Here is a 25224-nt window from a genome sequence, read left to right on the forward strand (position 1 = left end):
CGCATCCATTCATCGAACGAACAGGAGCCTCATGTCCACGACTTCCGTTGAAACCCCGGCCGCCGCCGAGCGCGCCGGCTTGCCGCTGACGCCGCTGCTCATCGCGAACTTCACGATGATGGCGGGCAACTACGCGTTCGTCGCGATCGCGGCGCCCCTCGCGCGGATGCTGCATCTGCAGGCGTCGCACATCGGCGCGGTCATCGCCGTCGTCGGGGTCGTCTGGATCGCGACTGCGCGTCGCTGGGGACGCGCTGCGGACATTCGCGGCCGCGTGCCGGCGATGCGAACCGCGATCGCGGGCTTTGTCGCCTGCTACCTGCTGCTCGCGCTCTACGTGTGGTGGGCGCTGCGAGACGGCGCGCACGGCGTGCCGGCGCTCGCGCTGAGCCTGGCCGCGCTGTTCGTCACGCGCGCGGCGATGGGCGGCTGTTTCGCGGGGCTGCCCGTCGCGGCGACCGCGTGGATCGCGGACCGCACCGCGCCGCAACGGCGCGCGGCGACGATGGCGCGCTTCGGCGCGGCGGGCGCGATCGGCATGGTGATCGCACCGCCGCTCGCCGGCTGGATCGGCCGCTACGATCTCGCCGCGACGCTCGCCGTGTTCGCGCTATTGCCGCTCGCGGGCCTGCCAGGGCTCGGCCGCCTCGACGACGCGCGGCCGCGCGAGGTGCGCGGTGCGCCGCCGCGGCTCAAGATCAACGACGCGCGGATCCGGAGGCCGTGGCTCAGCGCATTCGCGCTGTACAGCGTCATCGCGATCGCGAACAGCGCGCTCGGGTTTTACGTGATCGATTGGTTGCACGTCGAAGCGCGGCACGCGGCGGTCGTCGTCGGCTATGCGCTCGGCTGCGCGGGGCTCGGCCTGATCGTGATGCAGTCGGCGGTTGCGCGGCTGCCGCGCATCGCGCCGCTGCAATGGCTGCGCTGGGGCGCGCTCGCGAGCGCGGCGGGATTCGCGTCGGTGCTGCTCGTCGAGCCGACGCAGCCGATGGCCGTCTGCGCCGGCTATCTCGTCGCGGCGTTTGGGATGGGGGCGTCGTTTCCGGCCGTCGCCGCGCTCGCGAGCGCGGCGGTCGATGCGCGCGAGCAGGGCGCGTGTGCGGGCACGATGTCGGTCGCGCAGGGGCTCAGCATGATCGTGGCGCCGCTCGTCGGCACCGCGCTGTACGACTGGCGCCCGCAGGCGCCGTTCGCGCTGATCGGCGTGCTGCTGCTGCTCGTGTCCTGTGCGACATGGCGAGGTGCGCGGCGTGCAGCCGCGAAGCGGTGAAGGCGTCGATCGCGCACCGCGCGGTTGCGGCGGCGCGCGATTCGCGGTGTTCGGCGCTCGACGTGGGACGTGCGATGCGCGCCCCACGTCCCACGCGATGCGCATCAGACCGCGCAGCGCGCGATGTGGAAGCGCAGCTCCGATTCCTCCGGATCGCCGTCGCCGCTGCGCGGGCGATAGACGCCGATGCTTGTACCGGCCGACGCGGTCGGCGCGAGCGTGACGGTCCAATCGGAATCGGACGAGTAGGGGCCGATCAGGACCGTGGTCGGGTTGTGCTGCGCGACGCGCGCCTGCGGCACGCGGCTCGTCAGGCAGTGCTCGACGTCGGCCGGGCTGCGCGGCGACGCGACGTAGATGATCCGGCCGCTGGGCGATTCGGCCTGCGGGCCGTTCGCCGGTGAGCCTGCGCAACCGGCGAGCGCCGCCACGGCGCCGACGAGCGCGCAGCTGGCGAGAATCCGAGTCGATTTCATGGGCGATCCAAGGTGAGTCATTCGGCAAAAACGCATCCGGATTCTATGCATTTCGCGTCGTTCCGATGCGCGACGTCGCGCGAAGGGCGGCGCGCCGAAGAGATTGAGGAAAATCCGATCGTGTCGCGAGCCTAACAAGGCATGCGCATCGTTTGTGTTAAAAATTGTTTTCGTTCGCGCGTATCGTGCCGATTGCGATCGTTTGCGACGACATGCATCGCGCGCGAATCGCGAATCGAACGCCGGGCAAACGCGATGGCATCGCGCGGCGGCGTGCGGTCGTGTGCATCCGGCTGATGTCGAGCGCGGCGGCGTGCCGCGCGTTTTGCGAGGACGGTGCGACGTGTCGAGCATCGTTGTTGCGCGTACCGGCGCGTACGCATGCATGCGCGATGCGCGGGTCGAACATTCGCAATACACGTCGCGCTTCACGCGTGGGTCCGCTGATGCGCACGATTCCCGGTCATCGGTCCCGCATTGTGGCTTCGCCACGTTCGGCGACTGCGTCGCCGCGCTCGCCGGCGTCGTGCCATTCGATGCGGCGCTTCCACGATGCGCGCGACCGCGGCCCGGCATCGCCCGGCGTTGCTTCCATCGCAACCGGCTGGCGAGATGCCGCACATTCGCTCATCGAATCGAATTCGCGTCGAATTTGATCAGACAAGTTAAATCGCAAGATTCGAATGGCGTGAGCCATTCCAGTGCGTTGCATTTGACCGAGATCCAGGAAATTCCCGCCGATCGTGCTATCTATTTGATCTTTCGGGCCGAATTCGGATCGGCTCGAAAGACGTGCGGGGCGTGTCAACGCAGCGTGCATTCGCTGCGTTATAGAACCGGCGCACGAGTGTTCACGCCGACGAAATCCTTACGTTTTGTAGGGTGCGCGTCGTGAATCTCGAACAATACCGGCGCTGGATGCGCTCCAACGCATCGTGATTAACCGGATATTTCCGTTTGGATATTCAAGGAAAAACAATGAAGAAGATCATCGCTTCGGTGGCAACCGCCGCTATCGCATTCGCTTCGGCTTCCGTGTTCGCACAAGCATCGGCACCGGCAGCCTCGGCGCCGGCGGCTGCTTCGGCTGTCAAGCACGACAAGAGCAAGCCGAAGCACGAACTGAAGCAGCACGGTTCGGAGAAGGCCAAGGCGAAGGCCTCCGCCGCTTCGGCAGCCGGCACGAACGACAAGGGCGCGCAGCAGTAAGCGCTTGCCCGCGGCGGCGCATCGCCGCCGTCGTGGCTCGTCATGACGAACCCCGCGTTTTCGCGAACGCGGGGTTTGTTTTTATGCGCGCGTCACGCGTGCGGCGGCTCCGGCTGCGACACGTGATCGATCAGCGCGCGCATTCGCTGCCAGTGCGAGCCTTCCCAGAACACGCGGCGGCACACGTCGCAGGTGACGAAGCGCGTGTGGCGCTGCAACACGCCTTGCGGCGCGCGGCCTTCGGCTTCGGCGGGATCGATGCGCCGCAGCGGCGCGTTGCACGACAGGCACAGCCGGAACGGCCGCGCGTTGCCGGCCAGATCGAGCCGGTCGAACAGCTCGCGCAGCTGCGCCTGCGGCTTCAGCGCGCGCACGTAGCAGCCATGCGTGATCGTGCGGCGCTTGAGCAGCTCGCGATCGCGCGTGAGGACGATCCGCGCTTCGCGCGCGGCGATCGCCTCGATCAGGTCGTCCGGACAATGGTTGTCGTACAGCGTGTCGAAGCCCGCGAGACGCAGCAATTGCGCAAGCCCGCCGAGATGCGCGTCCGCGATGAAACGCGTGACGCGCAGCGGCGCGGCGCGCACGCGCAGCAGCGGGCGGATGTCGATCGCTTCGAAGGTCGGGTAGACGGCGACGCGGTCGCCGTGCTCGAGCACGCGGCCGAACGGCGACGATTCGCCGTTGACGAGAATCAGCTCGACTTCGGTGTGCGGGACGCCGAGCGCTTCGATCGCATGCTTGACGCTCGCGCCGCGCATGCACGCGTGCTCGAATGCTCGGCGGCGTAGCGGCCGCGCGAGGAAATCGTTCAACTCCTCGTAGAAGCGGAAAGTCACGGTGACCATCGGGCGAGTATCCCACCGCCGCGCGTTTCCCGCACGTCGTGCGAGTTGCCGCGTGCGAGACGGCAAATGTCGCGCGCCTGTGCTTTACTCGTGCTTTCGACGGATATGACGAATTCAAGGAGCAGGACATGGACATCGGATTTATCGGCGTGGGCGAGATGGGCGGCGCCGTCGCGGCGAATCTGCTGAAGGCGGGGCATCGCGTGCGGGTGTGGAACCGCTCGGCCGAACGCGTCGCGCCGCTCGTCGAGCTGGGCGCGCAGCACGTCGCGACGGTCGCCGAAGCGTTCACGGGCGACGCAGTGTTCTCGATGCTCGCCGACGACGCGGCCGCGCGCGGCGTGTTCGACGCGTCGCTCCTCGAACATGCGCCCCGCGGCCTCATCCACGTAAACATGGCGACGATCTCCGTCGCGCTCGCCGAGCAGCTCGCGCATGCGCACGCGGCGCGCGGGATTCACTACGTCGCGGCACCCGTGATGGGGCGTCCGCACGTTGCGGCGGCGGCGCGCCTGACGATCATCGCGGCCGGCCCCGCGGAGGCGATCGACCGGATGCAGCCCGCATTCGACGCGATCGGCCAGAAGACCTGGCGGCTCGGCTCGCTGCCGCAGCACGCGAATGCGGTGAAGATCGCGGCCAACTTCACGATCGCATCGGCGATCGAGACGATGGGCGAGGCGGCGGCGCTGCTCGCCGCGCACGGCGTCGCGATGAACGACTATCTCGACGTGATCACGAACAGCGTGTTCCCCGGCCCCGTCTATCAGGGCTACGGCGCGATGATTGCCGAATCGCGCTACGAGCCGGCGCTCTTCAAGGCGCGGCTCGGCTTGAAGGACGTGCGGCTCGCGCTCGAGGCGGGCGATGCGTTGTCGGTGCCGCTGCCCATCGCGAGCGTCGTGCGCGACAGCCTGATCGAAGCGGTCGCGCACGGCGACGGCGACAAGGATTTCGCGGTGCTCGGGCAGGTCGCGGCGCGCCGGGCGGGGCGGTAACGCGCACCGGAGCCGCGAGCGGCTTGCGGCCGCCCCGCCGCAGGCAACGGCGCACGTTCCCCGGCATAATCGGCGTTTCCATTTCCATTTCCATTTCGATAGCGGGGCGGCAATGAATCTGCATACGTGGTGGCTGTTCGTCGCGACGGTGTTCGTCGTGTCGGCGATTCCCGGTCCGAACATGCTGCTCGTGATGACGCACGGCGCGCGTCACGGGCTGCGGCGTTCGACGGCGACGATGGCGGGCTGCATGACGGCGCTCGTCGCGATGCTGTCGGTGTCCGCCGCGGGGCTCGGCGTGTTCCTCGAAGCGTGGCCGGCGATGTTCGACGCGCTCCGCTTCGCGGGCGCCGCGTATCTGATCTATCTCGGCGTGAAGGCGTGGCGCGCGCGCATCGACGCGGAATCCGCCGCGGATGCCGCCGACGCTGCGCCGCAAGCGGGCCGCGCGAGCGCGTCCGAGTCGCGCTGGGCGCTCTTTCGCAACGGCTTTCTCGTCGCGGGCAGCAACCCGAAGGCGATCCTGTTCGCCGCCGCGCTCCTGCCGCAGTTCATCGACGCGTCCGCGCCGACGCTGCCGCAGTTCGGCATCCTCGTCGCGACGTTCGCCGTCATCGAGGTGAGCTGGTACATCGTGTACGCGTCGTTCGGCACGCGGATCGGCGTGACGCTCCGGAGCGCGAACGTCGCGAAGATTTTCAACCGCCTGACGGGTGGCCTGTTTGTCGGCTTCGGCGCAATGATGGCGCTCGTGCGGCACTGAGCGGCGTGCTCCGGTCGGTGAGTCGTCAAGTCGGCGAAATGGAGAATCGGCGAAGCGGCAAAGGCGCCGCGCGCACGCCGCATCGCCGTTCGTGAGATGGCGAAAACGCGCAGGCGGCTCGCTTCGAAGTTCGCGGCACGCCGACTGACGAAACGCGACTGCGGGCGCCGTTGCCGGCTCACGCGAATCGAAGCGACAGGCGGCCTCGAGTCCCGCGGAATCTCGGACGGCGACGAAGCCGCTCCGCGCGGTCGACTGCGACCTCGCGCATCGATGAATCGAAGCACGCCCCGATCGCGCTTCCGTAAGCGGCGAAAACGCCCCGCGTTGGCGACGACGCGGGGCGTCGTTTTTTCCGCGTTTCGTTCGCCGCCGCCCGGCGATCCAGTCCGGCGCGAACGCGAAGCCCACCGCGTATACCCGCCCCAGCCCGTGCTCACGCCCACGCCGCGCCGCACCCGCCAGCATCGCGCCGAGCGACCCGCCGACGAAGATCAGGGGACGAAGCAAAAATGCCGGCTCATTAGAGCCTGCATTCAAGGGAAAATCCGTATTTTCTCGATGGAAATGTTGCATTGCGTCAAACAAACCGGTATAGTTTGAACCGTCTCCTCCATGTCTCCTCTGATATGGATTCAGCCCGCCTCTTCAGGCGGGCTTTTTTTTGTGTGCGCCCGGCAGGGCGCATTCACTCGGAGGTGAAAATCCTCTACTCGCCGGGCAAGGGGAAGAGTTAGCCGAAGGCAAGGGTTTCCCGGGTGACTGGGAGTCTGAAGGAAGCCGGATGGCAAAGCGGTGGCCTGACGAACAGGAAGCGGATACGAGGCGTGGCGACTGGGTAAGGTGTCCCAATTCACCGAAGCCCGAAACTTGCCCCGACGTTGCTACGTAGATCCGACAGGCATAAGCGTGAAGGTGGGTGCGCAATACCCGGGGAGATCTGTTTCTGTGCTGGGGCGGTACGGCCAGCTACCGTGGCCGAGAGGCGGCGGGACACGGAAGCAGAAGTCAGCAGAAGGCATAGTAGGTCAAGGCGAAGGCGGAGAGCCGAAGAATACCGGGACCGAAGGCCTGAACAGTGAATGCCGAGAGTAGGACGGATGATCTCGAAGCCTGTTATGGATGCAGAACCGCACGTACGGTGGTGTGAGAGGGCTGAGGGGGTAACCCCTCACCCTACTCAATTTCATCGCATCCGAGCCACGCCCGCGCCGGCCCTCCGTCAGAACTTGTAGGACACCGCGACGAAACTGACGATCGGATCCGCCTTCAGATCGTTCTTCGATTCCGCCAGCACCGTCCCGTCGGCGGCCTTGATCGTCACCGTCGAGGTCGTCTTCAGCGGGATGTACGTGACCGATGCGAGCAGGCCCCAGTGATCGGTGAAGTTGTACGTAATGCCCGCATTGAACACCGGCTGCCACGACGACGACGCCTTCGCCGACACCTGCGTCGGTCCCGGCTTGCCGGCGCCCGCGGCGAGCACGGCGCCGAGGTTGTCCTGCGTCGACTTCACGAAGTTGCGGTTCAACTGAAGATCGCTGAACCAGTTGTACGACACGCCGATGCCGACGAACGGCCGGACCCTCGAGTTCGCCTGCGCGAAGTAGTACTGGAACAGCACGGCCGGACTCCACTGGCGCACGCTCTTGACGATCGGGTTGATCTGCGGATCGCCGAGGTTTTGCGACGCGAGCGCGCCCGCCGGTCCGGGCGGGCGGATGGTGCCTTGCCCGGTGATCTTGAAGACGGGCGGCACGCCCGCCACTGTCGTGACCGCGATGTTGTCGGTCAGGAAGTGGCTCGTGGTCAGGCCGACCGTGTCCGCGCCGCTCGTGCGCGTGCCCGTGCCCGGCGACGTGAACGACCCGGTCAGCCCGAGCGGCGTGTTGATCGGCGTCGGCGCGACGCTCGTCGTGAGCGGCGTGGTGCTTTGCTGCGGCATCACATGGAACCAGCCGAGCGTGACGACGTTGCTGCCCGCGCTTTGCGCGTGAGCGGCGAGCGGCGTCAATGCGGCGGCGCCGAGCGCCGCGCAGAGTATTTTTTTCATACGGCCTCCCTGGCGCTTATTGCACGAAGGCGCCGACCGTGAAATACGGCGACGACGAATTCGACATATCGAGGAAGCCAAATGCCCCGCCCGCTCCGGTGAAGATGAACTTGCCGGTCGGCGTCGAGCTGCTCGCGCCGACGTGCGTCGACGTGATCGTGCCCGGCACCGTCTGCGTGTAGTCGAGATTGAGCGCGGTGGCGAGCGATGCTTGCGACGCATTGAACGGATCGAGAAGCGTCGCCTGCTTGTCGACGAGCACCGTCGAACGGTAGTCGAACTGGCTGTCGACACCGATGTATTCGCCGTTGACGAAACCGACGTTGATCGCCGTCTGCGGCGCGAGGAGCGAGATGCTCGCTTCGTCGTCGGCGGTGAGGCCCGGCACGCCGTTCGCGTCGGGCGTCGGGTTCGGGTTGGCGACGCCCGTGCGGATCATGACCGGCACGAACTGGTTGTTCACCTTGCCGACGATGAGGAAGCCCTTCGCTTGCGGGATAGTCGAGAGCGTCGGCTTCAGCTGGCTCTGGAAGTGATCGGTCTCGAACGCGCCGGTGCCGTCCGGCGATTGCACGAGGTTCGTGCCGGGCTGGCGGCACGTGCCCGCATAGATGCCAGTCGAGTCGCAACGGGTCCACGTGCCGTCGGCGTTGATCGTCACCTTCGCGTCGATCGTCACGGGCGCGAAGCCCTGCGACCCTACCTGGCCGTAGCCGAGCTGGCTGTACGTGCCGGCGAGCTTGGCGATGTTGGTTTCGAGCGTCGTGAACGCGATGAACGGATAGTACGGGAACTTGGTGTCGGGTATCGCGCCCTGGCCGAGCAGGCCGCCGAACTGGATTTCCGCGCCCGGAATCGTGCCGCCGACGATGCCCATGCCGAGGAAGATGCGTGCCGGCCGGTTCGGATCGAGGCTCGCGCCGTTCAGGCGAAACGCGCAGTTGTTGAGTTTGTGGGTCGGCAGCAGCGTTTCCTGCGTGAGCGTGCCGCTTTGCATCGTTCCCGCGCGCGTCGGCGCCGCGGTGCCCGTCGTCTTCGGAACCGGCGATTCGACGAAGGTGATCTGCCAGGTGAGCTTCGTCGTGTCGATCTGCAGTTTGACGAGTTCGCCGTCGCCGCCGCCGCCCGTGTAGACCGTGCTGTAGTCGACCGTCGACGGGCACAGCGCCGTTTCGACGAGCGGTTGCGAATCGCTGCCGCCACCGCCGCCGCTGCACGCCGAAATGAAGGGCGCGGCGCAGGCCATCGCCAAAATGAGATTCCGCTGCTTCATGTTGCTCCTCCAAACTCCAAAATTGTCTTTATCCGGCGGCCAGCTCCCTGTCGGCCGCTCTCGATCTTGCCCGCTGCGGCACGATCCGGCGCGATGCGTCGCGCCGGATCGTGCGTTCGGATCTCGTTACTTGCTGACTTGCGCGCCGACGCCGAAGTACGGCGCGGACGGCGTCTGTCCTGCAATCGCCGAGCTCTGCGTGATCCCGCCGTTGACGGTGCCCTGGATCAGCGCCGCGAACAGTCCGCCGTTTGCGATCACGAAGCCCGGCGCCGACGTATCGGTCGTCGTGACGCCGAGGAGGCCCGGCGTCGACTGACCGTAGTCGAGGTTGAGGCCGGTTTCCGCCTGTTGCGTGCTCGGATTGACGAACGTGGCCGTCGTCCCCTTGACCACCGTCGCCGTGTACTTGAAGTTCGAGTCCGCACCGGCGTAGCCGCCGTCGACGCTGCCCAGCGCGAGCGCCTTTGCCGGCCCGAGCACCGCGATGCCGGATTCGTCGTCGACCTGCGCGTCGGTGTGCAGCGGCGGCGTGCCGAGGTTCACGTTGCCCGTGCGCACGACGACTGGCACGGTCGCGCCGTTCAACTGGCCGAGCACCATGTGCGCGACCGCCGACTTGCCCGTCGCGCCGATGAGCGGCAACTGCGTCTGCGGCAGCACCTGCGGCGCCTGCGTGCTGTTGAAGTAGCCGCTGCCGCTCGACGTCCACGGGTTGCCCGTCGTCATGCAGCCCGACGTGCTCGTCGACGTGCACGCGCCGTTCGAATCGAACGTCTCGCTCGAATTGATCCCCTTCGTTGCATAGTTGCTCGACGGCACCGAGTGGTACAGCAGCGCGTTGTACGTGCCGGCGAGCTTCGTCACGTCGGTCGTCGTGTTCGAGAAGGCGAGGAACGGATAGAAGTCGAAATGGCGCTGCGGCACCTGGCCGACGTTCTGCAGCACGCCCGGGATGATCGTGAGGCCGCTGTACTGGACCGTCGCGCCCGGAATGCCGCCGCCCGCGACGCCGAAGCCGACGAGGATCATCGGCGGGTTCGCCTGGTTGAAGTCCGCTGCGGTCGAGTAGGTTGAGTTCGTCGCGGGCGACGTGCCGCTGCCCGGCAGCAGCACGAACGCGCAGCGCGTCTGCTCGGCGGTCGGCAGCGTGCCGGCGGGCGGGTGCGCGACGCTGCCCGTGATCGTCGTGCCGGCGCGCGTCGGCGTGACCGTGCCGGTCGCGAGCGGAATCGGCGACTCGAGCCACTTGAGCGTGTACGTCATCGTGGCCGCGTTGATGTTCAGGCTCACGATTTCACCGCTGCCTGCGCCGCCGAGATACGTGCTGCTGCCGATGTCCGCGGTGGCGGGGCAAAGCGACGTATTGCCCGCGGCCGAGCTCGGCGGTCCCTGGACGCCGCAACTCGCGCCGGAGCATTGCGGAACGTTGATGGGGGCCGGGGTGCCGCCGCCCCCTCCACTGCAAGCGGCAAACAAAGGGGCGACGGCTATGGCCATTGCCACCCCTTTCGAAAAGGCGTCCGACATGCCTCTGTCTCCAATGTGTTTAATTGTGTGGGTTAATTTGGCTGCGCCGTTTTCGGCTGTCAATTGATGGAACCGTCTAAATAAGACGATTTAAACATTTGATTGTATTCGGGATGCCGAAACAAGAGGCGGAGGCGGGCGGATTAAAACGAGATGAGCGTTTGAAATTCGCCTGGCGAGGTGCGCTAATCCTTGTTTTTACAGGGTTTTGTTTGTGGGTGGCGGTGTTGGGCCAAGCGTTTTAAGCATGCGCATCGGGTGAATCCCTATTCGGGATAGTCATTACGGCTTTGAGATTTTAGAGATTTGTTTTTGGGCGGAAATGAAAGTTTGTAAATGTCTGTTAATGCCGTGACATTATTTTAATGTCTTTCAATTCTCATTCGATGCAATAAAAAGCCGGCCTCTCGGGCCGGCTTGTCTCGCGCTGCAAGCAATGTGTCGTTCAGCGCTTGAGCCCCGTGTCCTCGGCCGCGCCGACGTTGAGGTTCATGCACTGGATCGCGGCGCCCGACGCGCCCTTGCCGAGGTTGTCGAGCCGCGCGACCGTGACGAAGCGCTCCGCTGTGCCGAACACGAAGAGGTCGACGCGATTCGTGTCGTTGCAGGCCTGCACGTCGAAGAAGCCTTCGTCGAGGTTCTCGCCCGCGTCGAACGGCGCGACGCGCACGAACGCCTCGCCCGCGTAGTGCTCGGCGAGCACGCGCTGCACGTCCTGCGGCGTCACGCGTTTTGCGAGCTGGCTCGGCGTGAAGTACGTGGTGACGGCGAGGCCCTTGTAGAACGGCCCGACGATCGGCGTGAAGATCGGCGCGCTCGCGAGGCCCGTGTGCGCGGCCATCTCCGGCAGATGCTTGTGCGCGAGGCCGAGCGCATACGGACGGGGGCTCGCGAGCTTCGCGCCGCCCGCTTCGTAATCGGCGATCATCTTCTTGCCGCCGCCGCTGTAGCCCGTGATCGAGTAGCTGTGCGCGGCGAAATCCGGTGCGATGACGCCCGCGTCGACGAGCGGGCGCATCGCGAGCACGAACGCCGACGCGTGGCAGCCCGGCACCGCGATGCGCTTCGCGGTGCGGATGCGCTCGCGCTGCGCGCGGTTCAGCTCGGGGAGGCCGTACGCCCAGTCGGCGCTCGTGCGGAACGCGGTGCTCGCGTCGATCAGCGTCGTGTCCGGGTTCTCGACGAGCGTCGCCGATTCGCGCGACGCGGCGTCGGGCAGGCACAGGAACGTGACGTCCGACGCGTTGATGAGGCGGCGGCGCTCGTCGACGTCCTTGCGCTTCGCTTCGTCGATGCGCAGGATTTCGACGTCGCTGCGCGCGGACAGATATTCGAAGATCTTCAGACCGGTCGTGCCTTCCTGGCCGTCGACAAAAACTTTCGTGCTCATCTCGCTCTCGCTGGATCGGGGCGGGCGGCGCATCGCCGCCGTGAAAAACGCCATTCTAAGACGTGATGCGCGGCATCGTAACCGGCCCGGCCGAAAAAAGCCGGCCGGGCGGCATAAGTGATTCGGCCCCTTGGCGAATCAAGGGCGGATCACGCGCGGATCACTGGCCGGCGAGCCAGCGGGCGGTCGCGGCCGCGACGCGCGCGCCGAACGCCTTCGCGGTCTCGAGATCGCCGCCCGCGGGCGCCTCGTCGGGCGACGCGTCCGACGGCGATTGCGCGAGGAGGCCGGTGAAGCCGCCCGCGTAGTTGATGTCATTGCGGGTCGACGCCTTCGTGTTCGCGGGCAGCAGGCCCGTGCCGACCCACACCATCCCGTGCTGCATCGCGAGCGTGACGAAATACTGGATCGTCGAGAACTTGTCGCCGTTCATCGACGCGGAGTTCGTGAAGCCCGCCGCGATCTTGTCCTTCCATTTCTGGCCGAACCACGCTTTCGACGTCGCATCGGCGAACTTCTTGAAGTCGGCCGACGGGCCGCCCATGTAGGTCGGCGCGCCGAAGACGATCGCGTCGGCGGCGTCGAGCGCGGCCCAGCCGGCGTCGTCGAGATCGCCGACGGCGACGAGCCGCGCGTTCGCGCCCGCGTCCTGCGCGCCCGCGAGCACGGAATCGGCGAGCTTTTTCGTGTGGCCGTAGCCGCTGTGATAGACGATGACGATATTCGACATTCCCGTTTCTCCAAGATGAGACGACGAAGCCGCGCGTCCCGGACGGGCCGCGCGGCGGACGATGGCTGCCCGCGGCGACGCGTGCGGACGGCAGGCGAAAAGAGTGTAGCGGTGCGAAATGACGCGTACGACCGCTGTCGCGTGCGACTGAATTTCCTGGATGGAGCGAATCTAGCGCGAATCGCGGGCGCGCCGCACCTCGCCGGAGACTAGCGGCCGTATGTGACGACGAGCTGCGCGGAGCCGATCGTCTCGGTGCCGATCTCGTGGTCGAACATTTGCGCGGGGCGGCCCGTCGCGACGCGCAAGTCGGTCGCCTTCAGCGCGTAGACGGTGATCACGTAGCGGTGCGGCTTGCCGGGCGGCGGACACGGGCCGCCGTAGCCGTCGACGCCGAAATCGTTGCGCGCCTCGGTCGCGCCGAGCTTGCGCAGATAGCCGGACGCGCTCGCGTCGGCGGGCAGGCTCGACACGTTCGCCGGGATGCCGGCGACGGCCCAGTGCCACCAGCCACGGCCGGGCGCGTCGGGATCGAACATCGTGACGGCGAAGCCCTTCGTGCCGGGCGGCGGGTGGCGCCAGGCGAGTTGCGGCGAGCGGTTGCCGCCCTTGCAGTCGCCGTGATTGAACACGAGCACGGCGCCGACGCGCCCGCCGGGGCGCAGGTCGTCGCTCGTCAGTGTGAACGCGTCTTCGGCGAGCGCGCGCGAACCGCCGGGCAGATCGAAAAGGGAGACGCAGGCGAGGGCGAGCGAGAGCAGACGACGGGGCGAACCAGGGGGAACGACTCGGCGACCCACACGCATATGGCCCTTCTCCCGTCACTTGAGCCGGGGTGACCCGGCGCTGATCGTTGTCGAGATGTGATGCTCGAACCCGAATATGAAGGCAAGTCTAGCATTAGGGGACGCATGGCGGCGGCAGTCTCGTCAACTTCGCGCGACGGCGCATGCCGTCGGCTCCGGCGGCGGGATGGTTGTTGCCGACGGGACGGCGCGGGTGCGCGCACCTCGGCACGGAAGCGACGTGCAACGGCGGCTGGAAACGCGGCGGCGGCGCGACAAAAAGCGGCAGGCGGTGGGCGCAGCCCGGCACCGGGAGCCGGTGACGAACGAGCGGGCGAGCATTCGAGAGGCGCGGTCGGCGGTGCGCGGCACGCCTGACCGAAAGATCGCGTCGACCGCGAGCGCGCGCATAAAAAAAACCGCCCGCCGTCATCGACGGCAGGCGGTTTTTTGCGCAGCGCGGATTTCTCGCTGGCGAAGCGGGCTCGCGTTACGCCTGCGCGCCCGTCGCACCGCCGTGCGCGGCCGACCATTCGGCCGGCGAGTGCAGGAATTTCTCGACTTCGTCGAGCGTCTTCGTTTCGAAGTAGCCCGACGCCTTCGCAACGCGCAGCACGTCCCACCACGTCGCAAGCGCGTGCAGGTCGACGTCGATGTCCTTCAGGACCGATACGCTTTCCTTGAAGATGTCGTAGTGGAACAGCACGAAGCAGTGGTTCACCTTCGCGCCCGCCGTGCGCAGCGCGTTGATGAAGTTGATCTTGCTGCGGCTGTCGGTCGTCAGGTCCTCGACGAGCAGCACGCGCGAGCCTTCCTCCAGATAACCCTCGATCTGTGCGTTGCGGCCGAAACCCTTCGGCTTCTTGCGCACGTACTGCATCGGCAGCATCATCCGGTCGGCGATCCAGGCCGCGAACGGGATGCCGGCGGTTTCGCCGCCCGCGACCGCGTCGATCTGCTCGAAGCCGACGTCGCGCAGGATCGTCGCCTCCGCCATCTCCATCAGGCCGCGGCGCACGCGCGGAAACGAGATCAGCTTGCGGCAGTCGATGTAGACGGGGCTCGCCCATCCGGACGTAAAGATGAAGGGCTTGTCGGCATTGAAGTGCACCGCTTGCACTTCGAGCAGGATTTTGGCGGTCGTGTCGGAGATCGTCTGACGATCGAAGCCTGTCATGGGGCGTTCCTTGATGGTGAGCGAGGGGCGGGCGCGGCCCGATGGCGCAGCTCGCGTGATTCCGGCCGTGAGGGCCGGGCTGCGGGCCGACGTGGGCGTGACCGCCGGCGTCGAGCCGCTTCGCTGCGCGCGTAGCCCGCGATTTTACCCGATTTGGGCGCTTTTCGAGGCGCGCGACGCCGTCCGGGCGGCAGATTTTCGGCGGCCGGATGGTGGCCGCAGGCGTCGCGCGAGCGTCCGGACAGGCGGATTTGCCGCTTGCTTGCGGCATTGAAAGGAAGCATGCCGAAGCAACGGGCTGCCGCGGCGCAGCAACTGACGGGCTTGCACGCGGTGTACACTAGGCGACCCTAAGTATTTGCTCGGTGCTTTGTACTTCCCGCTTGCCACCCGCCAAGGTTACATGTCGCGCCGATCCGGCTCGCGACGGCCGCCGCAGTCGACCATCCCCTCGATTCCCACATCCGCGGCTCCCGGTGCTCGGTACTGAGTCTTTAGATAATTACGCATGTTTCTCGCAGGTCAATCATGGACGAACAACTGAAGCAGGCCGCTCTCGCCTATCACCAGAATCCGAAACCCGGCAAGATTTCGGTCACGCCGACCAAGCCGCTGTCGAACCAGCTCGATCTGTCGCTCGCATATTCGCCGGGGGTCGCCGCGGCGTGCGACGCGATCTACGCCGATCCGCTCGACGCGCAGAAATACACGTCGCGCGGCAATCTCGTCGGCGTCGTGACGAACGGCACCGCGGTGCTTGGCCTCGGCAACATCGGCCCGCTGGCCGCGAAGCCGGTGATGGAGGGCAAGGGGTGCCTGTTCAAGAAGTTCGCGGGCATCGACGTGTTCGACATCGAGCTCGCCGAGTCCGATCCGGACAAGCTCGTCGAGGCGATCGCGATGCTCGAGCCGACGCTCGGCGGCATCAACCTCGAGGACATCAAGGCGCCCGAGTGCTTCTACATCGAACAGAAGCTGCGCGAGCGGATGAAGATCCCCGTCTTCCATGACGATCAGCACGGCACCGCGATCATCGCGTCGGCGGCGATCCTGAACGGCCTGAAGGTGGTCGGCAAGGACCTGTCGAGCGTGAAGCTTGTCTGCTCGGGCGCGGGCGCGGCGGCGATCGCGTGTCTCGACCTGCTCGTGAAGCTCGGCCTCGACAAGGCGAACGTGCTCGTCGCCGATTCGAAGGGCGTGATCTACGAAGGGCGCGGCAATCTCGATCCGTCGAAGCAGCGTTACGCGGCGACGACCGGCGCGCGCACGCTCGCCGACGCGATCCAGGGCGCGGACGTGTTCCTCGGCTGCTCGAGCGCGGGCGTGCTGAAGCAGGACATGGTGAAGACGATGGCGGACAGGCCGCTCATCCTCGCGCTCGCGAACCCGGAGCCGGAAATCCGTCCGGAAGACGCGAAGGCGGTGCGCCCGGACGCGATCGTCGCGACGGGCCGCTCCGACTACCCGAACCAGGTCAACAACGTCCTGTGCTTCCCGTTCATCTTCCGCGGCGCGCTCGACGTCGGCGCGACGACGATCACCGAAGAGATGAAGCTCGCGTGCGTGCGCGCGATCGCCGAGCTCGCGCAGGAAACCGACCAGAGCGAGGAAGTCGCGAAGGCGTATGAAGGCCACTCGCTCGAATTCGGCCCGGAATACCTGATTCCGAAGCCGTTCGATCCGCGCCTCATCATCAAGATCGCGCCCGCCGTCGCGCAGGCCGCGATGGATTCGGGCGTCGCGACGCGCCCGATCGCCGACATGGATGCGTACCGCGAGCAGCTCGGCGCGACCGTCTACCGCACCGGCATGGTGATGCGTCCCGTGTTCGCGACCGCGAAGACGAAGACCGCGCGCATCGTGTTCGCCGAGGGCGAGGACGAGCGCGTGCTGCGCGCCGCGCAGTTCGTGCTGCAGGAAAAGATCGCGAAGCCGATCATCGTCGGCCGGCCGTCCGTCGTCGAGATGCGTCTCAAGAAGATCGGCTCGAAGCTCACGGGCGGCGTCGATTTCGAGATCGTCAATCCGGAGGACGATCCGCGCTACCAGCAATGCTGGCAGGCATACCACGAAATCGGCGCGCGCGACGGCGTGACGCCCGAAGTCGCGAAGGCCGCGCTGCGCAAGTTCAACACGCTGATCGGCGCGATGCTCGTGCACCTCGGCGACGCCGACGGCATGATCTGCGGGATGATCGACACGTATCACAGCCACCTGAAGTTCATCGAGCAGGTGCTCGGCCGCGCGTCGGGCGCCGAGCACTTCGCGGCGATGAACCTGCTGATGCTGCCGGGCCGCAACCTGTTCATGTGCGACACGTACGTGAACGAGCAGCCGAGCGCCGAGCAGCTCGCCGACATGACGATCCAGGCCGCGGCCGAGATCGAGCGCTTCGGCATCACGCCGAAGGCGGCGCTCTTGTCGAACTCGAACTTCGGCAGCGCGCCGTCGGCGTCGTCGCGCCGGATGGCCGAAGCGCGCAAGCTGATCGTCGAGCGTGCGCCGCACCTCGAAGTCGACGGCGAAATGCACGGCGACGCGGCGCTCTCCGAAGTGGTCCGCAAGGCCGCGTTCCCCGGCACGACGCTGTCGGGCGAGGCGAACCTGCTGATCATGCCGAACGTTGAGGCGGCGAACATCGCGTACAACCTGCTGAAGATGGTCGGCGGTGAAGGCGTGACGGTGGGCCCGTTCCTGCTCGGCGCGAGCAAGCCGGTGCACATCCTGACGCCGGCCGCGACCGTGCGTCGGATCATCAACATGACGGCCGTCGCCGCGGCGAACGTTCAGGTGAAGTAACGCGCGGACGGACACGGGCGCCGCAAGCCTTCCCGGCATGCGGCGTCGAGACGAAAGGAAAGGCGGTCGCCCGGTCGGGCGGCTGCCTTTTTTCATTGGCGCATGCGCGGCGTGCGAGGCTAGCGATTTGCGGGCGCTGGATTTGTCGTGCCCGCCGTCGCGCCGTTGTCGTGCGACGAGCGTCGCATGTTCGCCCGGCGGTGAACGCCGATGCCCGCGTGCGCCGGTGGCGGGCCCGGCGTCGCGTCGTCGCGTCGTTGCACGCGCGGTTTGCGCCGTCGCCGGCGCGGCGGATCGCGGGCCGCCGCGCTACGCGACGTTGCGCGTCTGGCCGCCCTCCGGCGAGCGCCACTGCGCGAGCAACCGCTCCCACTTCACGCGCACCGCGCGCAGGTTGTTTTCCTTCACGTGCCCGTAGCCGCGGATGCCGTCCGGCAGGCTCGCGAGCTCGATCGCGAGCGGCAGTGTGTCGCGCGTGAGCCGGCCGTCGAGCAGCTCGTGCACGAGCGCCTCGTATTCGCCGATCAGTGCGCGCTCGGTGCGCCGTTCGTCGGTGCGGCCGAACACGTCGAGCGCGGTGCCGCGCAGGAACTTCAGCTTCGCGAGCACGCGAAACGCCGGCATCATCCACGGTCCGTATTGCCGCTTCACGAGGCGGCCGCGCGCATCCTTCTTCGCGAAGAGCGGCGGCGCGAGGTGGAACCTGAGCTTCCAGTCGCCTTCGAACTGCTCGGCGAGCTTCGCGACGAACGCCGGATCGGACTGCAGCCGCGCGACCTCGTACTCGTCCTTGTACGCCATCAGCTTGTAGAGATTGCGCGCGATCGCCTCGGTGAGCGGCTCCTGCGCGGTGTCGGCGCCGAGCGCTCGCTCGGCTTCGCGCACCTTGTCGACGACGGCCGAGAAGCGCGCCGCGTACGCGGCGTTCTGATACGTGCTCAGATGCTCGACGCGCGACGCGATCAGTGCGTCGATCGCCTTCTTCGTATGTAGCGAGATCACCGTCGCGCCCGCTTGCACACCGCCCGCCGCCGCAGCGCGCACGCTCGCCGGATCGAAGGCCGCGCGACGGCCCCATTCGAACGCCGCGCGATTCTGCTCGACCTGCACGCCGTTCAGCTCGATCGCACGCACGAGCGATGCGTGCGTGAGCGGCAGCCAGCCGCGCTGCCACGCGTAGCCGAGCACGAACGGATTCGTGTAGATTGCGTCGCCCAGCAATGCGACCGCGAAGTGGCTCGCGTCGACGAGATCGACCGCATCGCCCGCCGCCGCGCGGATGTCGAGCTCGGCGCTCGCGCCCGGGAACGACCACTGCGGATTCTTGATGAACTCGGCGGTCGGCGTCTTCGCGCTGTTGATGACGACGCGCGTCACGCCGTGACGCATCCGCGACGTGCATTCGTCGCCCGCCGTGACGATCGCGTCGCAGCCGATCACGAGATCGGCTTCGCCCATCGCGATGCGGGTCGCGTGGATATCGGCGGGCGCGTGCGAGATCTGCACGTGGCTCATCACCGCGCCGCCCTTTTGCGCGAGGCCCGTCACGTCGAGCACCGTCACGCCTTTGCTTTCGAGGTGGGCGGCCATCCCGAGCAGCGCGCCGATCGTCACGACGCCGGTGCCGCCGACGCCCGTGACGAGCACGCCGTACGCGCGGTCGATCGCGGGCAGCGCCGGCTCGGGGATCGGCGGCAGCGCGCGCGCGTCGGCCGACACGGCCTTCGGCTTGCGGAGCTTGCCGCCTTCGACGGTCACGAAGCTCGGGCAGAAGCCCTTCACGCACGAGAAATCCTTGTTGCAGGTCGACTGGTTGATCTGCCGCTTCGTGCCGAATTCGGTCTCGAGCGGCTCGACCGACAGGCAGTTCGACTGCACCGAGCAGTCGCCGCAGCCTTCGCAGACCGCCTCGTTGATCACGACGCGCTTCGCCGGATCCGGGTACGCGCCGCGCTTGCGGCGGCGGCGCTTCTCGGTCGCGCAGGTCTGGTCGTAGATCAGGATCGTCGTGCCTTCGATCTCGCGCAGCGCGCGCTGGACGTCGTCGAGGCGATCGCGATGATGGATCGTCACGCCCGGCGCGAGCAGCGACGTGTGGCCGTCGTATTTCTGCGGCTCGTCGGTGACGATCACGATCCTTTTTGCGCCTTCCGACGCGAGCTGGTGCGTGATCTGCGGCACCGTCAGCACGCCGTCGACAGGCTGCCCGCCCGTCATCGCGACCGCGTCGTTGTAGAGAATCTTGTACGTGATATTCGCCTTCGACGCGATCGCCGCGCGAACCGCGAGGAGGCCCGAGTGGAAGTAGGTGCCGTCGCCGAGGTTCGCGAACACGTGCTTTTCGTCGGTGAACGGCGCCTGGCCGATCCACGGCACGCCTTCGCCGCCCATCTGGCTGAACGTGCTCGTGCTGCGGTCCATCCAGACGGTCATGTAGTGGCAGCCGATGCCCGCGATCGCGCGCGAGCCGTCGGGCACGTTCGTCGACGTGTTGTGCGGGCAGCCAGAGCAGAACCACGGCTTGCGCTCGATCGTCACGTGCGGCTTCGCGAGCGCGGTCTCCTTCGCGTTGATCACCGCGATCCGCGCGGCGATCCGCGCGCGCACGTCGGACGGCAGCTCGAACTTGTCGAGCCGCGTCGCGATCGCCTTCGCGATGATCGCGGGCGACAGCTCGTAGTGCGCGGGCAGCAGCCAGTTGCCCATCGGCACCGACCATTCGCCGCCCGCGCCGTCCTTCTCGTCGAATTTGCCGAATACGCGCGGTCGCTGGCCGTCCGGCCAGTTGTACAACTCTTCCTTGATCGCGTATTCGAGAATCTGGCGCTTTTCCTCGACGACGAGGATCTCGTCGAGCCCGCGCGCGAACGCTTGCGCGCCTTGCGCCTCGAGCGGCCACACGCAGCCGACCTTGTAGAGACGAATGCCGATCCGCGCGCAGGTTTCGTCGTCGAGACCGAGATCGACGAGCGCCTGGCGCACGTCGAGGTACGCCTTGCCGCCCGTGACGATGCCGAAGCGCGCGTTGGGGGAATCGATCTCGATGCGGTCGAGCTTGTTCGCGCGCACGTACGCGAGCGCCGCGTACCACTTGTAGTCGAGCAGGCGCGCTTCCTGCACGAGCGGCGGATCGGGCCAGCGGATGTTCAGGCCGCCGTCGGGCATGATGAAGTCGGACGGCAGCACGATTTCGGTGCGATGCGGATCGATGTCGACGGAAGCCGACGATTCGACGACGTCCGTCACGCACTTCAGCGCGACCCACAGGCCAGAGTAGCGGCTCATCGCCCAGCCGTGCAGACCGAAATCGAGATATTCCTGCACGTTCGACGGGAACAGCACGGGCAGCCCGCATGCCTTGAAGATGTGCTCCGACTGATGCGCGAGCGTCGACGACTTCGCCGCGTGATCGTCGCCCGCGAGCACGAGCACGCCGCCGTGCGGCGCCGAGCCGGCCGAGTTCGCGTGCTTGAACACGTCGCCCGTGCGGTCGACGCCCGGGCCCTTGCCGTACCACATCGCGAACACGCCGTCATGCTTCGCGCCCGGATACAGATTGACTTGCTGGGAACCCCAGACGGCCGTCGCCGCGAGGTCTTCGTTGAGGCCGGGCTGGAACACGATCCGGTGCGCGGCGAGATGCTGTTTCGCCTTCCACAGCGACAGATCGAGCCCGCCGAGCGGCGAGCCACGGTAGCCGGAAATGAAGCCGGCGGTATTCAGGCCGGCGGCGCGATCGCGCTCCTGCTGAAGCATCGGCAGGCGCACGAGCGCCTGAATGCCGCTCATGTACGCGCGGCCGCGTTCGAGCGTGTATTTGTCGTCTAGCGTGACGGATTGCAGCGCGGCTTCGAGCGATGCGCGCTGGCCTGCGTCTAGCGGGGCGTTCATGCGGTGTCTCCTCACCCGGTTCGGGATCGTCAAAACTATCGGCGCGTCGGCGTCTTGTGGACGCGTCAGTCGGCCCGAATATTGGCGGGTTTCGCTCGATGGTAGCACTGGAAAAAACCCGCCGCTGCGCTTCAAAAATCGGTGGCATGCAACCCGAAAACGTGAGGAATCAATGCGTTACAGGCTGTAAGCGCATGTAAAACGGCGGGCCTCGCGCGGCGAATGCCGTTAGTCTCTAGGGCCCTGTCCGGTTGCGCCGGGCGGCGCCGGCTCGTGCTGGCGGCGCGAATGCGTGCCGGACGGTTGCAATGGAGGTGCAATGAAGACTCGATATATCCAGAATTTCCTGATGGTGTCCGCGGCGTTTTTCGCGATGAGCGGGCCGGCGCGCTCGGAAGGCGCGAGCGTGTTGGCGACGGCGAGCACCCAGATGCTGCAGCTTGCGGCAGCAGGCGGTGCGCAGGCGCCGGCGCTCGCGGGCGCCGCGACGAACGCGCGCGGCGTGACGCGGATGTGAAAAACCGCGGCAGGCGAGGCGGCGCGAAGGCAGGCGACCGTCTGTCCGTCGCCCGATGATCGATAACGCAAAAGGGCGGGAATCCCGGGATTCCCGCCCTTTCTGTTTGTGCGGCCGCGCTCGGCGCGCGGCGGGTTCGGCGGCGGCGCTTCGCGCGGTCTCGCTTACGCCTTGTCCTGCACGACGCCGCGGCGGATCTGATCGAGCTCGATCGATTCGAACAGCGCCTTGAAGTTGCCTTCGCCGAAGCCCTGGTTGCCCTTGCGCTGGATGATCTCGAAGAAGATCGGCCCGATCTGGTTTTCGGTGAAGATCTGCAGCAGCAGGTCGTCGCGCGCGCCGTCGATCAGGATCTTGCGCTTGCGGAGTTCGTCGAGCGGCTCGCCGTGGTTGGGCACGCGGCGATCGACGAGCTCGTAGTACGTGTCGATCGTGTCGAGCAGCGCCACGCTCTTCGCGCGCAGGCCGTCGACCGCCTTGTAGATGTCGGTCGCGCCGAGCGCGATGTGCTGGATGCCTTCGCCGTGATACGCGTCCAGGTATTCCTGGATCTGGCCTGCGGTGTCCGAGCCTTCCTCGTTGATCGGAATCCGGATCTTGCCGCACGGCGACGTCATCGCCTTCGACTTCACGCCCGTCACCTTGCCTTCGATGTCGAAGTAGCGGACCTCGCGGAAGTTGAACAGGCGCTCGTAGAACGCCGCCCATTCCTGCATCCGGCCGCGATGGACGTTGTGCGTCAGGTGATCGATGTAACTGAGGCCGTGGCCGACCGGGTTCGGATCGGCGCCCGGAATCGGCTCGAAATCGACGTCGTAGATGCTGATGTCGCCGATCGCGCCCGGCTTCGCGCCGTTCTTGCCTTTCCAGCGGTCGACGAAATAGATCAGCGAATCGCCGATCCCCTTGATCGCCGGGATGTTCAGCTCCATCGGGCCCGTCTTGTTGTCGAAGCCCCATGCGCCCAGCTCGAGCGCGTGCTTGTACGCCTTCGCGGCGTCCTGCACGCGGAATGCGATCGCGCAGATCGACGGCCCGTGCAGCCGCGCGAAGCGCTGCGCGAACGAGGCCGGCTCGGCGTTGATGATGAAGTTGATGTCGCCCTGGCGGTACAGCGTCACGTCCTTGTGGCGGTGGCGGGCGACCGCGGTGAAGCCCATCCGTTCGAATAGTTGGCCGAGCGCTTTCGGATCGGGGGCGGTGTATTCGATGAATTCGAAGCCGTCGGTGCCGACGGGATTGTCCCAGGTGGGGAATTGCATGGCGTCTCCTAGCCCTCGGCGGGGCATGTGTCTTAGGTGAGTATCTGCGGCAAAGTGTAGCGGGGCGGGCAGGGCGGAAACTTGCGAACTTGGTCGTGTAACGCTACGCTTGCGCAATTTCTCGTCCGCACGAACAGGCAGGGAGGCAGGAAATGGCGCACGTGGAATTGGATGCGATTGACCGGCGCATTCTTGCGATTCTTCAGGAGAACGGGCGCTTGTCGAACCAGGACATCGCCGAGCGAGTGAATCTGTCGCCGAGCCCGTGTCTGCGGCGGATCCGCCGGCTCGAGGAGATGGGCGTCATTACCGGCTATGTCGCGCTGCTCGACCCGCAGAAGCTCGGGCTCGACCTGCTCGCCTACGTGAGCGTGCGCCTGGAGAAGCGCGGCGGTGTTGTGCCCGCGCGCGGCGACGAGACGTCCGCGCGCGCGGGCGCGACGCACGCCGAGCTGTTCCGCGCGGCGGTGCAGGCGTGGCCGGAGGTCGTCGCGTGCCACGCGATGACGGGCGACATGGACTATCTGCTGCGCGTGCAAGTCGAGGACATGGCGCACTTCTCGCGCTTCATGCAGGAGCAACTGCTGCATCATCCGTCGGTGATCGACGTGAAGACGAGCTTCTCGCTCGAGCGCTTCAAGGAGACGACCGCGCTGCCGATCCGGTGAATCCTGCGTCGCCGAAAAGGAAACGGGCGGCCCGTTGCGGGCCGCCCGTTTTCGTTCCTGCTCGGCGGATGCGAAGCGCCGCGCGTTACGCGGTGAGGCCCGCGGGCAGCAGCGATTCGAAGATCTGCGTCGCGCGTCGCGCCTGGCGCTTGAGCGCGTAGTCGAACACGGCCGCCTGCTCCTGCATCATCTCGGCGATGATCGTCGAGTGGTCGGCGGGTGGCAGCGACAGGTACGCATCGGCTTCGCCGTACGCGTACTCGATGCGCATTCCGGACTTCTTCGCGATGTGCATCATCGTCGCGTTGCGCGACAGGCAGTGCATGTACAACGTCGTGACGTGCGTGTTGCGGCTGCGGATCGCGGCGCGTTCGAACAGCTTCGAGCCGACGCCCTGGCCGCGCGCGCGCTCGAGCACCGACACGCCGAATTCGGCGGTGCGCTTGTCGCCTTCCGCGGGCAGATAGGCGAGATGGCCGACGCCGATCAGCTCGAGCGCGTGGTCGAACACGCCGAACACGGTGTCGCGGCCGAAGTCGATCGTGCGGACGTAGTTCTCGATCACGTGATCGGGCACCGCTTGGCCGAAGCGCAGCAGACGATCGTCTTCGTCGAGCGCGAGAAAGTGGGTGAGCAGTTGTTGACGGTCGCCGGAAGCCAGTTCCCGAACGAGAACTGGCGCGGGACCGGCGACGCCGACCGCATCGGCAGGGCGAAGGTCTGGCTTGTTCATCGTGGGTTCCTCAAAAAGACCATGCAGCGGATTTGTGCAGCGCAGCGCAATTTTAGCCGAACGGCCGTGCGGAGACTGGGGAAAACCCGGATATTCGTGTTGAGGTTGGACTCTAGACTCGCTGATTCGAGAATGTAAGTCTATGTTTTTATTGGAGTTTTAATGATTTTTGACAGGCGTGTAGGCAAAGCGTCGAACTGTTACGTTGGCGCAACGCTTGCTGCTCTGCAATAAATCAGACGATTCAGCCGCCCAGGCCGTGCTCGATCATGCCGATCACCTGCTCGGCGAAGTCGCGATAGCCGAGGCGGCCGCCCGGCTTCAGCCACGTGAACGTCCAGTTGATCATCCCGAACACCATCATCGTCACGGGCGTCTGGTTGTCCTTCGAGATCCGCTCCGGATACGCGCGCGCGAGCTGGCGCGCGAATGCGGCGACGATGTCGCGCTGGCGGTCGAGGATGATCTGGCGCTGCGTATCCTCGAGGTACTTCACGTCGTTCAGCAGCGCGACGTGGCGGCTGTGCGACGTCTCGTATTCGGCGAGGAACGCCCGTACGAGCTCGGCGAATGCCTCGCGCTCGGTGAGCCCGCGCCGCTGGCTCGCACCCTCGACCTCGGCGATGATCAGCATCAGCCGCTTCGTGTAGCGGTCGAGCAGGTCGAACAGGATCGCTTCCTTGCCCTCGTAATAGTGATATAGCCGCGCCTTCGACGTGCCGCTCGCGTTCGCGAGGTCGGTCATCGACGTGCTCGGGTAGCTCGTCTGCGCAAACTTGGCGGCGGCGAGATCGAGGATCTGCTCGCGCTGGGATTCGTGATCGGGGGCTCGGGTGCGGGCCATGTGAT

Annotated in this window: 21 protein-coding genes; 7 read left to right on the forward strand and 14 right to left on the reverse strand. The window is 66.6% G+C overall.

Annotated features, from left to right (window positions below; genetic code table 11):
* The first annotated feature begins 31 nt into the window (after positions 1–31).
* Positions 32–1273 carry an MFS transporter gene (locus WS62_RS23305; RefSeq protein ID WP_066575857.1) on the forward strand — a complete coding sequence of 414 codons (1242 nt, stop codon included), beginning with the start codon at positions 32–34 and terminating at the stop codon, positions 1271–1273.
* A gap of 104 nt (positions 1274–1377) precedes the next feature.
* Here the strand turns inward: WS62_RS23305 and WS62_RS23310 are convergent, their stop codons facing one another.
* Both WS62_RS23310 and WS62_RS36845 read right to left on the reverse strand, forming a co-directional pair.
* The gene (locus tag WS62_RS23310; protein WP_066575859.1) at positions 1378–1749 is read right to left on the reverse strand and encodes a hypothetical protein; all 372 of its coding nucleotides are present in this window, start codon (positions 1747–1749) and stop codon (positions 1378–1380) included.
* 463 nt (positions 1750–2212) lie between these two features.
* Entirely contained in the window at positions 2213–2446 is a 234-nt protein-coding gene (locus WS62_RS36845) for a hypothetical protein (protein WP_156441098.1), read from the reverse strand.
* 281 nt (positions 2447–2727) lie between these two features.
* On the opposite strand from WS62_RS36845, the gene WS62_RS37580 reads away from it, so the two are divergent.
* The gene (locus WS62_RS37580; protein WP_010107017.1) at positions 2728–2958 is read left to right on the forward strand and encodes a hypothetical protein; all 231 of its coding nucleotides are present in this window, start codon (positions 2728–2730) and stop codon (positions 2956–2958) included.
* A 92-nt stretch (positions 2959–3050) separates the two neighbouring features.
* On the opposite strand, the gene WS62_RS23325 is transcribed toward WS62_RS37580, so the two are convergent.
* Positions 3051–3806, reverse strand: a complete 756-nt coding sequence (locus tag WS62_RS23325; RefSeq protein ID WP_066575862.1) for a Mut7-C RNAse domain-containing protein — start codon at positions 3804–3806, stop codon at positions 3051–3053.
* 128 nt (positions 3807–3934) lie between these two features.
* Between WS62_RS23325 and WS62_RS23330 the strand changes: the two genes are divergently transcribed.
* On the forward strand, positions 3935–4804 hold the full coding sequence (locus WS62_RS23330) for an NAD(P)-dependent oxidoreductase (RefSeq protein ID WP_066575863.1): 870 nt from the start codon (positions 3935–3937) through the stop codon (positions 4802–4804).
* A gap of 112 nt (positions 4805–4916) precedes the next feature.
* Complete coding sequence (locus tag WS62_RS23335) at positions 4917–5567, forward strand: LysE family translocator (protein ID WP_066575865.1); 651 nt, start codon at positions 4917–4919, stop codon at positions 5565–5567.
* A 1222-nt stretch (positions 5568–6789) separates the two neighbouring features.
* Here the strand turns inward: WS62_RS23335 and WS62_RS23340 are convergent.
* The 7 genes from WS62_RS23340 to WS62_RS23370 all read right to left on the reverse strand — a co-directional run bounded on the left by WS62_RS23340 (position 6790) and on the right by WS62_RS23370 (position 14505).
* Entirely contained in the window at positions 6790–7620 is an 831-nt protein-coding gene (locus WS62_RS23340; RefSeq protein WP_066490828.1) for an OmpW/AlkL family protein, read from the reverse strand.
* A gap of 16 nt (positions 7621–7636) precedes the next feature.
* Positions 7637–8893, reverse strand: a complete 1257-nt coding sequence (locus WS62_RS23345) for a DUF2957 domain-containing protein (RefSeq protein ID WP_066575867.1) — start codon at positions 8891–8893, stop codon at positions 7637–7639.
* Between the two features lie 126 nt (positions 8894–9019).
* Positions 9020–10393, reverse strand: coding sequence for a DUF2957 domain-containing protein (locus WS62_RS23350; RefSeq protein ID WP_066575868.1), 1374 nt, complete (start codon positions 10391–10393; stop codon positions 9020–9022).
* A gap of 475 nt (positions 10394–10868) precedes the next feature.
* Positions 10869–11813 (reverse strand): N-acetyl-gamma-glutamyl-phosphate reductase, encoded by a 945-nt coding sequence (gene argC / locus WS62_RS23355; protein ID WP_066575906.1) that lies wholly within the window; start codon positions 11811–11813, stop codon positions 10869–10871.
* Between the two features lie 160 nt (positions 11814–11973).
* Positions 11974–12543: a flavodoxin family protein gene (locus WS62_RS23360; RefSeq protein WP_066575869.1), complete on the reverse strand. Its 570-nt coding sequence runs from the start codon at positions 12541–12543 to the stop codon at positions 11974–11976.
* Between the two features lie 209 nt (positions 12544–12752).
* Complete coding sequence (locus WS62_RS23365) at positions 12753–13349, reverse strand: YbhB/YbcL family Raf kinase inhibitor-like protein (RefSeq protein WP_066575870.1); 597 nt, start codon at positions 13347–13349, stop codon at positions 12753–12755.
* A 469-nt stretch (positions 13350–13818) separates the two neighbouring features.
* A complete protein-coding gene (locus WS62_RS23370) occupies positions 13819–14505 on the reverse strand; it encodes an orotate phosphoribosyltransferase (protein ID WP_066575872.1) in 687 nt (228 codons plus the stop codon).
* A gap of 528 nt (positions 14506–15033) precedes the next feature.
* Between WS62_RS23370 and WS62_RS23380 the strand changes: the two genes are divergently transcribed.
* The gene (locus tag WS62_RS23380) at positions 15034–17304 is read left to right on the forward strand and encodes an NADP-dependent malic enzyme (protein ID WP_066575876.1); all 2271 of its coding nucleotides are present in this window, start codon (positions 15034–15036) and stop codon (positions 17302–17304) included.
* Positions 17305–17613: 309 nt separating this feature from the next.
* Here the strand turns inward: WS62_RS23380 and WS62_RS23385 are convergent, their stop codons facing one another.
* Positions 17614–21195 (reverse strand): indolepyruvate ferredoxin oxidoreductase family protein, encoded by a 3582-nt coding sequence (locus WS62_RS23385; protein WP_066575878.1) that lies wholly within the window; start codon positions 21193–21195, stop codon positions 17614–17616.
* A 319-nt stretch (positions 21196–21514) separates the two neighbouring features.
* Between WS62_RS23385 and WS62_RS23390 the strand changes: the two genes are divergently transcribed.
* A complete protein-coding gene (locus tag WS62_RS23390; protein WP_066575880.1) occupies positions 21515–21712 on the forward strand; it encodes a hypothetical protein in 198 nt (65 codons plus the stop codon).
* A 164-nt stretch (positions 21713–21876) separates the two neighbouring features.
* Here WS62_RS23390 and hppD read toward each other — a convergent pair whose 3' ends face one another.
* Positions 21877–22974 (reverse strand): 4-hydroxyphenylpyruvate dioxygenase, encoded by a 1098-nt coding sequence (gene hppD / locus WS62_RS23395; RefSeq protein WP_066575882.1) that lies wholly within the window; start codon positions 22972–22974, stop codon positions 21877–21879.
* Between the two features lie 152 nt (positions 22975–23126).
* On the opposite strand from hppD, the gene WS62_RS23400 reads away from it, so the two are divergent.
* Entirely contained in the window at positions 23127–23642 is a 516-nt protein-coding gene (locus WS62_RS23400; protein WP_059471412.1) for an Lrp/AsnC family transcriptional regulator, read from the forward strand.
* Positions 23643–23727: 85 nt separating this feature from the next.
* Here WS62_RS23400 and WS62_RS23405 read toward each other — a convergent pair whose 3' ends face one another.
* Positions 23728–24375: a GNAT family N-acetyltransferase gene (locus WS62_RS23405; RefSeq protein WP_010106994.1), complete on the reverse strand. Its 648-nt coding sequence runs from the start codon at positions 24373–24375 to the stop codon at positions 23728–23730.
* Between the two features lie 244 nt (positions 24376–24619).
* A complete protein-coding gene (locus WS62_RS23410) occupies positions 24620–25219 on the reverse strand; it encodes a TetR/AcrR family transcriptional regulator (protein WP_066490797.1) in 600 nt (199 codons plus the stop codon).
* Positions 25220–25224 lie beyond the last annotated feature (5 nt).

This window comes from Burkholderia sp. ABCPW 14 (assembly GCF_001523835.1).
Lineage (GTDB): Bacteria > Pseudomonadota > Gammaproteobacteria > Burkholderiales > Burkholderiaceae > Burkholderia > Burkholderia mayonis.